Annotated in this window: 12 protein-coding genes; 7 read left to right on the forward strand and 5 right to left on the reverse strand. The window is 57.9% G+C overall.

All coding sequences use genetic code 11. The annotated features are described in order from the left end of the window. Positions 1-91: 91 nt before the first annotated feature. The 4 genes from dps to glnQ all read left to right on the forward strand — a co-directional run bounded on the left by dps (position 92) and on the right by glnQ (position 3,095). Positions 92-595, forward strand: coding sequence for a DNA starvation/stationary phase protection protein Dps (dps, locus tag SB13_RS11725; RefSeq protein WP_026740538.1), 504 nt, complete (start codon positions 92-94; stop codon positions 593-595). Positions 596-946: 351 nt separating this feature from the next. After that, a complete protein-coding gene (glnH, locus tag SB13_RS11730) occupies positions 947-1,690 on the forward strand; it encodes a glutamine ABC transporter substrate-binding protein GlnH (protein WP_026740539.1) in 744 nt (247 codons plus the stop codon). Positions 1,691-1,716: 26 nt separating this feature from the next. Beyond that, positions 1,717-2,376: a glutamine ABC transporter permease GlnP gene (glnP, locus tag SB13_RS11735; RefSeq protein WP_026740540.1), complete on the forward strand. Its 660-nt coding sequence runs from the start codon at positions 1,717-1,719 to the stop codon at positions 2,374-2,376. Further along, positions 2,373-3,095, forward strand: coding sequence for a glutamine ABC transporter ATP-binding protein GlnQ (glnQ, locus tag SB13_RS11740; protein WP_026740541.1), 723 nt, complete (start codon positions 2,373-2,375; stop codon positions 3,093-3,095). Before glnP ends, glnQ begins: the two co-directional genes overlap by 4 nt. 89 nt (positions 3,096-3,184) lie before the next feature. Here glnQ and SB13_RS11745 read toward each other — a convergent pair whose 3' ends face one another. The 4 genes from SB13_RS11745 to dinG all read right to left on the reverse strand — a co-directional run bounded on the left by SB13_RS11745 (position 3,185) and on the right by dinG (position 9,972). Continuing rightward, on the reverse strand, positions 3,185-4,459 hold the full coding sequence (locus SB13_RS11745) for an acid phosphatase (protein WP_026740542.1): 1,275 nt from the start codon (positions 4,457-4,459) through the stop codon (positions 3,185-3,187). A gap of 270 nt (positions 4,460-4,729) precedes the next feature. After that, complete coding sequence (locus SB13_RS11750) at positions 4,730-6,595, reverse strand: M3 family metallopeptidase (RefSeq protein ID WP_026740543.1); 1,866 nt, start codon at positions 6,593-6,595, stop codon at positions 4,730-4,732. Positions 6,596-6,766: 171 nt separating this feature from the next. After that, on the reverse strand, positions 6,767-7,738 hold the full coding sequence (gene ybiB, locus SB13_RS11755) for a DNA-binding protein YbiB (RefSeq protein WP_026740544.1): 972 nt from the start codon (positions 7,736-7,738) through the stop codon (positions 6,767-6,769). 128 nt (positions 7,739-7,866) lie between these two features. Next, positions 7,867-9,972, reverse strand: a complete 2,106-nt coding sequence (dinG, locus tag SB13_RS11760) for an ATP-dependent DNA helicase DinG (RefSeq protein ID WP_026740545.1) — start codon at positions 9,970-9,972, stop codon at positions 7,867-7,869. A 144-nt stretch (positions 9,973-10,116) separates the two neighbouring features. Between dinG and SB13_RS11765 the strand changes: the two genes are divergently transcribed. The 3 genes from SB13_RS11765 to SB13_RS18045 all read left to right on the forward strand — a co-directional run bounded on the left by SB13_RS11765 (position 10,117) and on the right by SB13_RS18045 (position 11,847). Further along, positions 10,117-10,953, forward strand: a complete 837-nt coding sequence (locus SB13_RS11765; RefSeq protein WP_026740546.1) for an AraC family transcriptional regulator — start codon at positions 10,117-10,119, stop codon at positions 10,951-10,953. 52 nt (positions 10,954-11,005) lie between these two features. Further along, positions 11,006-11,632 carry a LysE family translocator gene (locus tag SB13_RS11770; protein WP_026740547.1) on the forward strand — a complete coding sequence of 209 codons (627 nt, stop codon included), beginning with the start codon at positions 11,006-11,008 and terminating at the stop codon, positions 11,630-11,632. 107 nt (positions 11,633-11,739) lie between these two features. After that, positions 11,740-11,847, forward strand: coding sequence for a membrane protein (locus SB13_RS18045; RefSeq protein ID WP_026740548.1), 108 nt, complete (start codon positions 11,740-11,742; stop codon positions 11,845-11,847). Positions 11,848-11,967: 120 nt separating this feature from the next. Here SB13_RS18045 and bglX read toward each other — a convergent pair whose 3' ends face one another. Then, a complete protein-coding gene (gene bglX, locus SB13_RS11780) occupies positions 11,968-14,280 on the reverse strand; it encodes a beta-glucosidase BglX (protein ID WP_026740549.1) in 2,313 nt (770 codons plus the stop codon). Positions 14,281-14,354 lie beyond the last annotated feature (74 nt).

Consider the following 14,354-nt stretch of genomic DNA (forward strand, 5'->3'; position numbering starts at 1 on the left):
CAAATTTATCCAACCGCTTTCGGTGGAGCTGCTATAATTACCTCCGTTGAACATCAAATCTAATGATTAATGAATTAAGAGGGCAACACTTATGCGTACAGCTAAACTGGTAAAACCCACCTCTTCAGAACTCCGTTACACGCTGAACGATCAGGATGACGAAATTAAAGTTTCCACCATCAAACTGCTGAACCAGTTGGTTGTTGATTTTACTGACCTGTCACTGATCACCAAACAGGCCCACTGGAACATGCGTGGCGCGAACTTCATCGGTGTTCACGAAATGCTGGACACTTTCCGTACCACCATCGTCGACCATCTGGATACCATCGCAGAACGTGTCGTACAGCTGGGCGGCGTCGCACTGGGCACTACTCAGGCGATCAACGCGAATACGTCGCTGAAAAGCTACCCTACCGACATTCATAACGTTCAGGACCACCTGAAAGCGCTGGCGGAACGTTACGGTATCGTCGCCAACGAAACCCGTAAAGGTATTGTTTCGACCGAAGACGAAGATACGGCTGACATTCTGACCGCCGCTTCGCGTGACCTGGACAAATTCCTGTGGTTCATCGAATCCAACATCGAATAATCCCTGAGGATTAATGATGCTGTTGCAGACCGCCCTATGGGCGGTCTGCTTGTTTCTGTCACACCCTTTTCCCCGCCCCGCAGACTTTTCGCTTCCTGAAGCATTTCTCGTCAGGATGTACAAAAAAAAACCTCAAACCCCGAATATTTAGCCTACAGGCGAATCAACAGTTGTCACTCCAAGTCAATTAAGTTAATCATATTGGTGCAGTGTGCACATAAAACGTCTGTGACAAAAACACAGGCGGTACCGCTCCAAAACCTGCTGTAGACGCTGTGTGAATCCCGCTCGCAGCGACAGCATTACTCCTCAAAAACAGTGAAATACAACTGTATTTATAGGAAACAACCAATGAAGTCATTTCTCAAAGCTTCGGTAGCCGCCCTTGTGCTCGCCTGTAGCTTCAGCAGTCATTCGGCTGATAAGCCGCTGATCGTAGCAACCGATACCGCGTTTGTACCTTTCGAGTTCAAGCAAGGCGACAAATACGTTGGATTCGATATCGACCTGTGGGACGCCATCGCCAAACAGTTAAATGTGAACTACACCCTAAAGCCAATGGATTTCAGCGGTATTATTCCGGCGCTGCAGACCCGCAATATCGACGTCGCGCTAGCCGGCATCACCATCACCGATGCACGTAAACGGGCGATCGATTTCTCTGACGGCTACTACGACAGCGGTTTGCTGGTGATGGTGAAAGCCGATAATCAAGAAATTAAAGGCGAGCAGGATTTGACAGATAAAGTTGTCGCTGTGAAGAGCGGCACCGGCTCCGTAGACTACGCGAAAGCCAATATCAAAACCAAAAGCCTGCGTCAGTTCCCGAACATCGACAACGCCTATATGGAGTTGGCGACGAATCGCGCCGATGCGGTGCTGCACGACACACCCAACATCCTCTACTTCATCAAAACCGCCGGCCACGGTCAGTTCAAAGCCGTCGGCGACTCCATCAAAGCCCAGCAGTACGGCATCGCCTTCCCGAAAAACAGCGAGTTACGCGAACGGGTGAACGGTGCGCTGAAAACCCTGCGTGAAAACGGCACCTATGCAGCTATCTATCAGAAATGGTTCGGTACTGAACCTAAATAATCGCCGTTAGTTTGTGGAGAAATTTCATGCAGTTTGATTGGAGTGCCATTTGGCCTTCCCTGCCCCTTCTGATGGAAGGGGCCAAAATGACCCTGTTAATTTCAGTATTGGGTCTGCTGGGTGGCGTCATTATTGGCGTATTCGCGGGGTTCGTGCGCGTTTACGGCAACTGGATATCCAGCCGTATCGCGCTGGTGTTTATCGAAATCATTCGCGGTACGCCGATTGTCGTACAGGTGATGTTCATCTACTTCGCATTGCCGATGATCCTGACCTCGGTTCGCATCGACCCATTCGCCGCCGCCGTCGTCACCATCATGATTAACTCAGGCGCGTATATCGCGGAGATCACCCGCGGTTCAGTCTTATCGATCAATAAAGGCTTTTCGGAAGCCGGTATGGCGCTGGGTCTGTCTCGTCGCGACACCTTGCGCTATGTCGTTGCTCCTCTGGCGCTGCGCCGGATGCTGCCGCCGTTGGGCAACCAATGGATTATCAGCATCAAGGATACTTCGCTGTTTATCGTCATCGGCGTTGCTGAACTGACCCGTCAGGGGCAGGAGATCATCGCCGGGAACTTCCGCGCACTGGAAATCTGGAGTGCGGTCGCCGTGATTTATCTGGTTATTACGCTGGTGCTGAGCTTCCTTCTGCGCCGTCTGGAAAGAAGACTTAAAATTATATGATTGAATTTAAAAACGTTTCTAAACACTATGGGCAAACACAGGTTCTCCATGATATCGACCTGAAAATTAATCAGGGCGAAGTCGTGGTGATTATTGGCCCTTCCGGCTCTGGGAAGTCCACCCTGCTGCGCTGCATCAACAAACTCGAAGAGATTACCAGCGGAGAGCTGGTGGTCGACGGGCTGAAAGTGAACGATCCCAAAGTGGATGAACGCCTCATCCGTCAGGAAGCCGGCATGGTCTTTCAGCAGTTCTATCTGTTCCCACAGATGACCGCGCTGGAAAACGTGGCTTTCGGTCCTATTCGCGTCCGCGGCGCCAGTAAGGAAGAGGCAGAGAAGCAGGCGATGGCGTTGCTGGAAAAAGTGGGGCTGTCCGAACGGGCGCATCACTACCCTTCCGAACTCTCGGGCGGTCAGCAGCAGCGCGTGGCGATTGCACGTGCGCTGGCGGTGAAACCGAAGATGATGCTGTTCGATGAGCCCACCTCGGCGCTTGACCCGGAGCTGCGTCACGAAGTTCTGACCGTAATGAAAGATCTGGCGGAAGAAGGTATGACGATGGTCATCGTCACCCACGAAGTCGGTTTCGCTCAGAAAGTCGCATCGCGCCTGATCTTCATCGATAAAGGCCGTATCGCGGAAGACGGCGAACCGGACGCGTTGATCAGTCATCCCCCCAGCGAACGTCTGCGCGAGTTCCTGCAACACGTGGCGTAATCGCCAAAAAAACAGAACGTATCCTCGCGGATACGTTCTGACTTTATCTCGCTTATCCCCTACGTCTATGCGCCGCAGGCGTCCCTATTTTATCTCTGTTTGCTGGCCAGCACGGCATCGTGCAGGTTCAAGCGCTGCCAGAAGTTACCCTCGCTGCTGCCCGACAGCGGATAGCCATCCGCCTCCGCCGTTTTTACCATCAGCGCGCGACGCTGCTCGGCGCTTAGCTCCGGCAACGGTCCTTCCAACAGGACTTCAGCGCCTTTTGGCACGCTGACCGGCCGCGCGGCCACTTTGGCGGCGGGCAGCCCATAGCTCATCGTGAAGCGGTAGAACTGACGCATGGCGGGTTGAGTGTAAGGATCATTTTTCCCCTGCGGCTGCGCGCACTTCGCCAGGCTCATGCCACAGGCCTGTTCCAACGCGGTACGCATCTGAGCTTTGGCCTCTGTGAACAGCTTCTTGTACTCCGGATCGTTCATCAGCGTGGCAATCTGATTCTCCGCCGTCATACGGCCGCCCATCACATCCAGCGGATAATGCACGCCCAGCACAACGCGGGAGTAACCGTAGGTTGCCGCACGGTCAATCAGCGGAACGAAGCGCTCAGGCAACATTTCCGCCAGCAGCAATGCATCGTTGTAGCCGCTGTTGGTGTGGCCGCTCGGGAACGCATCGCCCGAGGCGGTGTAGGGTACGGAATCATTGACGACTGCCGTATCCGGCACCAGATGGATCGCGTTTCCCGGCTGTTTAAAGGGGCGTGGATAATGGTAAAACTGTTTCGCCGGCGACGTGCTGACGGCGCTGGCCTTGATCAACGCCGCAGCCTTGCCCATTTCACCACGCTGATAAACGTCGATAAAGGCGTTGCCTAGCCTCGGCCCAAGCGCTTCCGCCAGAGCGTAAAAATAGCGGATGTTCTCCGCATCGATCAGCGCCTTTTGGCGCAGCGCGTCTGAGGCATCCTGATTGATTCGCTCTACCGTGGCGCGATTTTGACGCAGCAACGTCGGCGTCAGCAGGTTGAACGCCGACAACAATTTGATACTGTCCTGCTCCCGCGCATTCTTCTGGAAGTCATAGTCTGCGGCTTTCAGCCACGCCGTATCTGCCTGCGGTGACTGCTGTTGCGCACTCTCCAGCTGCGTGCGAGTCAGCGCCTGCGCGTTGCCGCGCAGCATGTCCTGCAAATGCGTCTGAACCCGCTTTTCGAGCGCGACGTATTCCAGGCTGGCGTTGGCCGCGGTGGTGGATTGAACCTCCGTCTTCGCCACATGCAGCGTGGGTTCAGGTAAGGCGGCGGCCGCCTGAGAGAGCGTTAACGCACAGCCGACGGCGACGAAGAGAGAAGAATAGCGCATGTTATTTCCTTGAATTTCAGATAGAAGGTCGGTCCGTCTTTCCCTGCATAGGGAAAAACGGCGCAGAAAATTTACATGGCAAACAGCCTAGATCGTCAATGTGACCGTCCCGTGACAAGGCCGACATTTCGTCATTCTGCGGATACGCCGTCATCGCGTGGCGCGGCTTNGACAAATCTCAGAAAAAGGCCAGCCTTTCGGGATGAAAGGCTGGCCGACACGGCGGAAATGACGCGGGGGAGGATGGCAATAGCAACGCGGGGTGGACCGTTATTTCACGACCGGGTACTCGCGTTCAATTTCAGCGGCAAATGCCTGGCACATCGCCGCATCGCCCTGGCGATTATCCGCCAGCACCTGCTCGCCATCGACGACGCGAATATGCGCCTGCAAATCGAAATCCGCCGCTGGCTGCGGACGCGCCGCAGCTGTTGTCATCATCTCCTGCGCCTCCTGCCACGCCTGGTCCACCGTCATGTTGCACGCCTGAGCCAGATAGTCAGGATTGAATCCCTCGCCCGTCAGGCTGCGCAGTGTCTCATCGTGGCTGACGCTGTTGCCCGGCTGCCAGTAATGGCGGGCCAGATCCGGGCCGATAGCCGGGTTATCCGTCAGGTAGCCATCGCGACGCAGGAAAAAGGCCCGCGTCTGCTCGACGGCCATCAGCGCCAGCAAATAGCCCTGATACGAACACGCCGACTCCATCGACAGCAGATGCGGAATGGCCATGGTCGGACGCGGACTGCCCTCAATGCCGATGATGCGTTGTTCCGTTTCCCGCGCCAGTCGGGTGATGGCCTCCGGCGTCAGCTGCGCATCTTCCCACTGATACAGCTGCCATTCGAAGTAAGGCACCAGCAGAATGTGGCGCTCGTTAAAGGCACGCATCGGTTGGCGCGTGCGGATGTCTTCCTGAATTAGCGCGTCGGGGATCATCTCGCCGCTGCGGCTACGGGCATAGCGTTTCAGCCAGTCCGCATCCTGTAGCAGGCTATCGCAGAACATGGACTGAGTTTCCGCATACGCCATAGACGTGGGCGGATACTCCTGCGCAAAACAGGGCGCGTTCTGGCGAATATTGGCGAAGTGCGCGGCATGCCCGCCCTCATGAAACAGCGTGTTGATACCGTGCGCCCCGCTGCCGACCTGATCCGGTTTCGCCAGGCTGGTAAAGTTGATGCGCGCCGGGATCCACTGACCCTGATTCACGAACGGCGGCACAGGCTGATGCATAAAACCGTTCTCATACTTGCCTTTTCGCACCAGCAGGTCGAGGTTCAACTCCGCGCCGTTGAAACCGATATGCAGTCGTTTGAAGCTGTCGACCCAACGCGCCAGCGAAGCGGCGAAGGGGAAATAGGGATCCAGCTGACGTGTCACATCGCCCGCGCTGGCGTAGCGAATGTTCCACGGCGACAGCGCTTCCGCCCCCTTTTCCGCCGCCAGCTGCTCCAGACTGCGCTGATTGGCGTCACGCGTCTCGGCTTCGAAACGGTCGAGAATGGCGAACAGCTGCTCCGGCGTCATACGCTCGGTTTTGTTCACCTTGTAGTCGAAATAGTTGCGATAGCCCATCTGTCGGGCAAAGCGGTTGCGCAGCCGGACCAGTTCAGGGAACCCATTGTTCAGCAGCCACTGCTCCAGATCGCGCAGCGCCTCCTGCGAGCTGCGGCGATAACTTTCGTTATCGTTCGTCGCCTGATTGGTCAGCAACTCGCCCAGCGATGCGGCGACACGTTCGCCGTCGGCGTTCAGGTGAGTAGGTTGATAGGTCTGACGACGCGCGTACAGATCGCTTTCCGCCGCGATCAGCGCCTCCATCAGCGACTGGGCTTCCGGATCTTCAATCACGTTGCAGTCAAAAAAGCGGTACCACCCTTGCAGTCCGTGAAGCAGCGCCTGCTGCTGCGCTGATTCAGGTAGCGCCTCCAGCGCCGAGATCTGTTCACGCAGTTCCGCCAGTTTCTGCGGTTGGGCGATAAATCGCTTATAGGCGCTCTCTGCGGCGGAAAATCGCGCCGCCACCTCATCGTCGCCAATACCCATATATAGCTGCCAAAACAGGTCTTCTTTCGCCTGATGGACGGCGAGGTAATCGCTATTCAGCGCGTTGAAATAGTCCACTATCTGCTGCATGGCTGCTCCTTAACGTCAATGTAGGTTCAGGCGCGGCAGCCGCTTTTCGCTACCGCGCCGCCCTCATCCAATCACTGTGATTAAACGGCCGTTCTCTTCGGAATGAATCTTTCAAGCATAGGACACGGCGNCGGCACGGGCGCGAAGNCCCGAGCCGTTCACGACCGACGCTTACACCGCCAGCCGCCGTACGACTTCGTCAACGCCCTGCGCCAGTGAATCGGCTTCGCCGCAGCCGACCAGGCAACAGGCCAGCTGCATGATGATCGCTTGCGGCACCGGTTGCTCGCCTGTCAGACAGGCGGACGTCCACTGCGCCGTCGCGACGGCATCGGAGGAGGCGGGCAATACCGACCGCTCGATGAGCATATCCTGACGGGCTTGCAGCAGGTGCTGCTGCTGGCGATGAATGAAATAGGTTTCAGGGAAGCGCCGGGGATTGGCATACACTTCACCCTCGGTGCCAGGCATCAATAACGCGCGTCCGTCGATTTCTTCAAAAAACGTTCCGACGCGCGCGATATATTCAGGATGTGACACGCTGGCCAGCCGCAGCGCACCCGAGGGCGCAAACGGCGTGGCGACTTTAGCCAGCGTATGCGCGCTGTTGCGCACGCCCATCCGCCAGCGGAGGTTCAGCTGCCGCGCCATCGGCGGGCAGAGCACGTCGATAGGCAGGAAAACCAGCTCGCCGCGATCCAACTGCCGTTGCGCCGCCTCCTGAGACTCCACCGGCGCCATGCCCATCTCCTGCAGGATGGAACAGGTCGTCACGCGCGTCGGATCGGTTTTGACTCCATGCACCACCACCGGCAGGCCCAGCTTATGCAGCAACAGCGCCAGCAGCGGGGTCAGATTGGCCTGTCGCCGAGCGCCGTTGTAGGTGGGGATCACGACCGGTAGCGGGCGACCGACAGGCGGCGTCAGCGATAACGTCTGTGCCGTCATCGCCTGATAGAAACCGCGCATTTCCGCTTCCGCTTCGCCTTTGATGCGAAAAGCGATCAGCAATCCGCCCAGTTCCAGCTCTGGAACGGCGTCGTTCAGCATCGCCTCATAGAGTGCGCGCGCCGTCTCCTGATCCAGGTCGCGGGCATGATTTTTTCCGCGCCCGACCTCTTTGATGATTTTGGTGTAATCCATGACGTTTCTCAGCGTTGTTACGACTCAATTGCAGCGAAAATAGCATGTTTTGACCGCGTTGAGCAGCGTTTGCCGCGCCACGCACGCTCGAGTGCGCGGCGGCTGACAGGCGGCGATGACAGAGAAAATCAGGGCGCGGGCATATCCCGCTGTTCGATAGGGAAGACCGGCAGCGCGGCCAGCAGCTGAGCGCCGTAGCCCTTGGTCAACAGGCGGCGATCGTAGATGATGATTTCGCCGAAGCAGGTATGGCTTCGAATCAGACGCCCCACCTGCTGGATCAGGCTGAATGACGCGCTCGGCAGACTCTGTACCACGAACGGGTGCCGCTTCAGACTTTTCAGCCATTCGCCTTCGGTCAGGATCACCGGGCTATCGATCGGCGGGAACGCAATTTTGTGAATATGCACCTGCGAGAGCAGCTCACCTTTCAGGTCCAACCCTTCGGAGAAGGACTGCAGCCCGATCAACACGCTGGTTTGACCCTCTTCGACCCGTTGACGATGGAGTTCCACCAGCCGATAACGCGGCTTGTCGCCCTGTACCAACAGCATCAGCCGCAGATCGGCGACCTGGGTCAGAAACTGCTGCATCGCACGCTGGCTGGCAAACAGCATCAGCATCCCTTTATGCGCGTCGCGCTTTAGCTCGGCGCGGAAAAAACGCGCCATTTCGGCAATATGATCCTCTTCCTGCGCCATCAACGGTTCATAGCTCATCTTGGGGATCACCAGCTTGCCCTGATCACGATGATTAAAGGGCGAATCCAGCGCGATGAACGTATCGCCGTCGTCCTCTCCCAGCCCCGTCAGTTCTTGCAACCGTGAGAAACTGTTCAGCGAACGCAGCGTGGCGGAGGTGATCACCACGTGAGACAAGTTACGCCACAGCAGGCGGTCAAGCTGATCCGAGACGCGGATGCCCGCGCAGTGCAGGTAGAGATGAAGCTGGCCGTCGCGCACTTCCCGCACCAGCCACTTAGAGACCGGCGCCTGTGAAGCCTGTTCCAGCGCGGCGAGCCGCCACAATTTGCTCTGTGACTCGAAGTAACCCAGCAGCCGACTCATGCGCAGCATCGTCTGATGCAGTCGCACGACATCATGCTTGCCGGTTTTTTCAGCCAGATCGTTGAGCATGTACTCCGTCAGCCCGCGCAGGCTATCCGTGAGTTTGAACAGGCGGGAGCAAAGCTCACGCATCTCATCCGGCAACTTGCCCATCGGGAAGCGGTAGTCCGCCGACGGCGAAGCAGCCGGTAAAAACAGCGTGCTCATGCGCTCAAAAGACTGGATCAGCTCCCGGATCTCGGCACAGTGTTCGGCCAGCCGGTCCGGCTGGCTCAGTCGCGGCGGCGATTTGGGAGCGAACTGCGCCAGGCAAACACCCATCTGCTGGATGAACTGATCCAGCTGGTGCTGCACCGCGCCGATCGTCACCTCGCCCGACATCTCCAGCGCGTCGCGGGCGACGTCCGGAATATGGTGGCCTTCGTCCAGCACCAGCAGCAGGTTTTTGGCGCTCGGCAAGACCGAATCGCTTTCCATCGCCGCCATCACCAGCGCATGGTTGGTGACCACGACATCCGCGTCTTCAATCTCGCGTCGGGCCAGAAAGAAAGGACAATCGCGATAATAGTGGCAGTTGCGTCCCAGGCAGTTGGCCTTGTCGGTGCTGAGCCGACGCCACAGCCCATCGCTGAGCGTTTTCTGGTGGTGGTCACGCAGGCCGTCCCACTTGCCGGTGTGCAGATCTTTCTCCAGCTGCGCGCAGGTCTCCTGTTCTTCACGGCTGGACGGCGCCTGTTTTTCGTCCAGAAACAGCAGCAAATCGCCCTGCGCTTCAGCGTCGGTCGCCAGCACGGACAGGTTGCGCGGGCAGACGTAGCGCCCTCGGCCGAAAGCGGCGGTGAAGGTCAGATCGGGGATAAATTTACGCAGCAACGGCAGGTCTTTGCTGAAAATCTGATCCTGCAACGCCACGTTGGCGGTGCTGACCACCAGCGTCTTCGTCTCCGCTCTTCCCACCGCAATACCCGGGATCAGATACGACAACGTTTTACCGACGCCGGTCGGCGCCTCTATCGCCAGATGACGCGGGTAATCGCCCGCCAACGTACGCGCGACCTCCGCGATCATCTGCCGCTGGGGCGGGCGAGAAACGAAGTCGGGGATCTGTTCCTGCAAGGCCTTGTACCACTGGCCTATCTGCTGTTTGATTGCGGGGGAAAGGGTCATGCCTGCTCAACATCTGATTTCATTCGACCCGTATTGTCCCACAGACCTCCCCCCTACGTCAGCCTGTAATGCCGCGACGCGGCTCGACAAAAACGCCAATACGGATTAGGTTGATGAGCCGATTCATTTTCCCTGCCGACCGCCATGTCCCCCATTCGAACCCTGCAACAGCGCTATTGGTTTTCTCCCCAATTCCCGTTTCTGGAATGTCGTTCCACCTGGCAGAGCCAGCAGCCGTATAAAGTGCATAGCCATGCACAGCTGTCCGTCGGCTGTCTGGAACACGGCAGCACACAATGCCGCGTGGGAGAACAGACTTATTTGCTCAACGCGGGCGACGTTGTCGTCATTCCGCCGGGCCTGCCGCATAGCTGTAACCCGCTGCCGGGGCAGTCGCGCAGCTATCACATGCTGTATCTCGACGCCTCGTGGTGTCACCGCGAGCACGTGCGCAACACCGGCCTGCGAAAGTTACCCTATGGTGACATTGTCACTTACCACTCTTCATCGCTATTTCAACATGTTATGCAGATTGTCCACTGCCTTCACGCTTCTGAGCTGGAGCACGTAGAACGCGATCTGCTACGCCTGTTTGCCGCCCTGTTTCAACCCCCTTCGGTCTGGGAGATGAATGTCGACGCGCCCTCGCGTTCCAACGTCGCGCGTCATGTCCAGCAGCGCCTGATGGAAAACCTTCAGGATGCGCCATCGCTGACGGTGCTCGCGCACGAGCTGGCGATGCGCCCGGAAACCCTGGTGCGCCAATTTCGGCAGGAGACCGGTATGACGCCGATGGCGTACCTCAACAATGCCCGCATCGAGCACGCCAAACGCTTAATTCGACAGGGTGAGATGCTGGCGGATACGGGCTATACCTGCGGTTTCAGCGACCAAAGCCACTTTCACCGCACCTTTGTCAATTTCACCGCCGCCACGCCCGGCCAGTACCGGCAGGCGCGATCAATTTTTCACAATAAATAGTCGCGACCGCGTTCTAGACTGGCCATCTTTTTGATTCAACACGGTCCGCACGATGATTAACACGCTGTTTCCCGACCATTTTCCCGCTCTGGCGCTGGCGCACTTCATGGCGCTGTTGAGTCCCGGTCCGGACTTCTTCCTGATCACGGCTTACGCCATGCGCTTTCGACTGCGCGGCAGTGTGGGTATTTGTGTCGGCATTGCGTCAGGTAATGCCCTCTATATTCTTTTAGCGGCGCTGGGCTGGGCCGGCTTGCAGCAATCACACGCACTGTTTCGGATCGTCGAAGTGGCGGGCGCACTCTATTTGCTGTGGATTGGCTTTCATCTGATGCGTTCTCAAAACAACGTTGATTTGCCACGCGGCAACACGTCGTCACAATGCCCTGGATGGCTAAGACAACTGGCGCTGGGTCTCGGCTCCGCCCTGCTGAATCCGAAAAATATGCTGTTTTACCTCAGCCTGATGACGACGCTGCTTGGCCCGCAGGCGACCTGGCTACAACAGGCGATGAGCGGAACGTGGATGGTGCTGATGGTACAGGTATGGGATGTGTCTATCGCCATGCTGATTGCGCGTCCATCGCTGCAACGTCGTCTCGCGGGGTCGATACATTGGCTGGAACGCGGCGCGGGCGTCGTGCTGTTTGGGTTGGGCGCGTACCTGCTGCTCAGGTAAAACCGCTCGCCGCTGTCTAAATGTCGCGTGATGACCCCACAAGCCGTCAGCTTGTATCCCCGGGCTGAAAATCTATAATCGCAGAGGACACATAAAAGGATAAGCGGATGAAGTTAAGCAAGCTGTGTGCAATCGGCGTATTTGGGCTGTGTGCGCTGGGAGGGATTGGCGGGGTCATGCTGGTCGGTTATATCGTCCTCACGTCCGGCGCCTGACGGTCAACCGAAGGGAGTTTCGCTCCCCCTCCTTCCATCACGACGTTGCCCTGAATCCAACGAGGCATTCAGGGCAACCGTTTCTTTTATGGCTGCCATTCCCGGCCGCCGTGTCTAGCGTTACAACAGCCTGAAGCGTTGGCTTTTCACCCGCTGAGAATCTAAACCAATCATCACATCGACATCGCCTGGCTCGACGACCTGTCGCAACTGCATGTTGTAGAACATCAGGTCCTGCGGCGTCACCGTAAAGCTGACGGTTTTCGTCTCTCCCGGCTGCAACATCACCTTGCGATAGCCTCGCAGCTCTTTTACCGGACGGCTTATCGAAGCGACGACATCATGCAGATAAAGCTGTACGACCGTTTCCCCCGCGCGCTTACCGGTATTTTTCACGCTGACTGAAGCCGTCAAGGTGCCGTTGCGCGGCATCACCGGACGAGACAGCCGCACGTCGGACACGTCAAACGTGGTGTAGCTCAGCCCATAGCCGAAGGGATAGAGCGGCCCGTTGGCCTCATCATAATAGTGGGACGTGTACTTGCCGGGATTTTCCGGGGTATAGGGACGTCCCGTCGGCAGGTGATTGTAGTAAATCGGGATCTGCCCCACCGAACGCGGGAACGACATCGGCAGCTTGCCCGACGGATTGTAATCACCGAACAGCACATCGGCGATGGCGTTGCCTCCCTCGGTGCCGCTGAACCAGGTTTCCAGCAGCGCATCCGCCTGCTGGTCCTCGCGCACCAGCGACAATGGGCGCCCGTTCATCAGCACCAGCACCAGCGGTTTGCCGGTCTTTTTCAACGCGTCGATCAGCGTCTTTTGGCTGTCCGGCAGCGTGATATTGGCACGGCTGGAGGCTTCATGCGCCATCCCTTGCGCTTCCCCGACCACGGCGACGACGACATCGGCCTGCTCCGCCGTCCGCNCCGCCTCATCCAGCATGACCTGCGGAGTACGAGGATCCGTTTTCACCGCCGCTTCATATTGGTTGAGATACTGAACGATCCCCGCATGGTCCGTCACATTGGCGCCTTTGGCGTACAGCAAGCGCGCCCTGTCGCCCACGACGTTGCGCATTCCCTGATACACCGTGACTGACTGTGCGGCGACGCCCGCGGCAGACCAGCTGCCCATGATGTCACGTTTGCTGTCGGCCAGCGGCCCGATGACCGCAATGGTGCCGCCCTTCGCCAACGGCAGCGTGTTGAGCCGGTTTTTCAGCAGCACCAGACTTTTCCGCGCGACGTCACGCGCTTCCAGCCGATGCAGACGGCTTTCTGCGTTGGTGTCCGGCGGGTCAGACTCCGCCGCGCCCAGATGGCGGTACGGATCTTGGAATAACCCCATATCGTATTTGACGTTCAGTACCTGACGGCAGGCGTCATCGATATCCCGTTGGCTGACCGCGCCCGTTTTTACCAGTTCGGGCAGATAGCGGATGAAATACTCATCGCTCATGCTCATGCCGATACCGGACTGCAACGCAATGCGCGAAGCGTCGCGCGGGTCGGCCGCCACGCCGTGTTTGATCAGCTCTTTAATCGCGCCGTGGTCGCTGACGGCGATCCCCGTGAAGTGCCACTGGTCGCGCAGTAACTCTTTCAGCAGCCAGCGGTTGGCCGTCGCCGGTACGCCGTTGATGCTGTTCAGCGAGACCATCACGCCGCCGCTGCCGGCATCAATCGCCGCTTTGTAGGGCGGCATATAGTCCTGAAACATGCGCTGCGGGCTCATGTCGACGGTGTTGTAATCCCGTCCGCCCTCCACCGCGCCGTACAGCGCGAAATGTTTGACGCTGGTCATCAGCGAGTGGCGCGACGTGAGATCATCGCCCTGAAATGCTTTGACCATGATCCGCGCGATGTCGGCCGTGAGCCAGGTGTCTTCGCCAAACCCTTCAGAGACGCGTCCCCAGCGCGGATCGCGGGTGATATCCACCATCGGCGCCCAGGTCATATTCAGGCCGTCCTCGGTCGCTTCATAGGCGGCAACGCGCGCGGACGAGGCGATGGCGGCCTCGTCCCAGGTAGAAGCCAGCCCCAATGCGATCGGGAAAATCGTGCGCTGGCCGTGCACGACGTCATAGGCGAAAAAGAGCGGGATCTTGAGGCGACTCAGCTGCATCACCTGATCCTGCATCGCACGGATATCCTGGCGAGTCACGGTATTGAAGATCCCGCCGACCTGGCCATTGCGGATCATCTCGCGAATGGCGGCCTTGGGATTATCCTTACCGACGCTGATTAAGCGGAGCTGACCTATTTTCTCTTCCAGCGTCATTTTCTTCAGCAGATCGTTGACGTAGGCATCACGCTGTTGCGAAGAGGCGGTTAACGCGGTTGGGGGTGTCGTGAGCGCCGTCGTCTGTGCGGCGGCAGGATGGCAAGCAATTCCTATTGCAATCGTCAGTGAAGTCAGCCATTTCATTATGTTTACGGACCTAATCAATCCCGTTTCAGTCACGCGTGCCAGAACTCAGGATACAGTTGGGGACAGAGGAG

Source organism: Lonsdalea quercina subsp. quercina (genome assembly GCF_000688695.1).
Classification (GTDB): domain Bacteria; phylum Pseudomonadota; class Gammaproteobacteria; order Enterobacterales; family Enterobacteriaceae; genus Lonsdalea; species Lonsdalea quercina_D.

What these genes read in the sequence shown, in the direction of transcription:
- dps (WP_026740538.1), top strand. Translation starts at nt 92, where the DNA reads ATGCGTACAGCTAAACTGGTAAAACCCACCTCTTCAGAACTCCGTTAC.
- glnH (WP_026740539.1), top strand. Translation starts at nt 947, where the DNA reads ATGAAGTCATTTCTCAAAGCTTCGGTAGCCGCCCTTGTGCTCGCCTGT.
- glnP (WP_026740540.1), top strand. Translation starts at nt 1,717, where the DNA reads ATGCAGTTTGATTGGAGTGCCATTTGGCCTTCCCTGCCCCTTCTGATG.
- glnQ (WP_026740541.1), top strand. Translation starts at nt 2,373, where the DNA reads ATGATTGAATTTAAAAACGTTTCTAAACACTATGGGCAAACACAGGTT.
- SB13_RS11745 (WP_026740542.1), bottom strand. Translation starts at nt 4,459, where the DNA reads ATGCGCTATTCTTCTCTCTTCGTCGCCGTCGGCTGTGCGTTAACGCTC.
- SB13_RS11750 (WP_026740543.1), bottom strand. Translation starts at nt 6,595, where the DNA reads ATGCAGCAGATAGTGGACTATTTCAACGCGCTGAATAGCGATTACCTC.
- ybiB (WP_026740544.1), bottom strand. Translation starts at nt 7,738, where the DNA reads ATGGATTACACCAAAATCATCAAAGAGGTCGGGCGCGGAAAAAATCAT.
- dinG (WP_026740545.1), bottom strand. Translation starts at nt 9,972, where the DNA reads ATGACCCTTTCCCCCGCAATCAAACAGCAGATAGGCCAGTGGTACAAG.
- SB13_RS11765 (WP_026740546.1), top strand. Translation starts at nt 10,117, where the DNA reads ATGTCCCCCATTCGAACCCTGCAACAGCGCTATTGGTTTTCTCCCCAA.
- SB13_RS11770 (WP_026740547.1), top strand. Translation starts at nt 11,006, where the DNA reads ATGATTAACACGCTGTTTCCCGACCATTTTCCCGCTCTGGCGCTGGCG.
- SB13_RS18045 (WP_026740548.1), top strand. Translation starts at nt 11,740, where the DNA reads ATGAAGTTAAGCAAGCTGTGTGCAATCGGCGTATTTGGGCTGTGTGCG.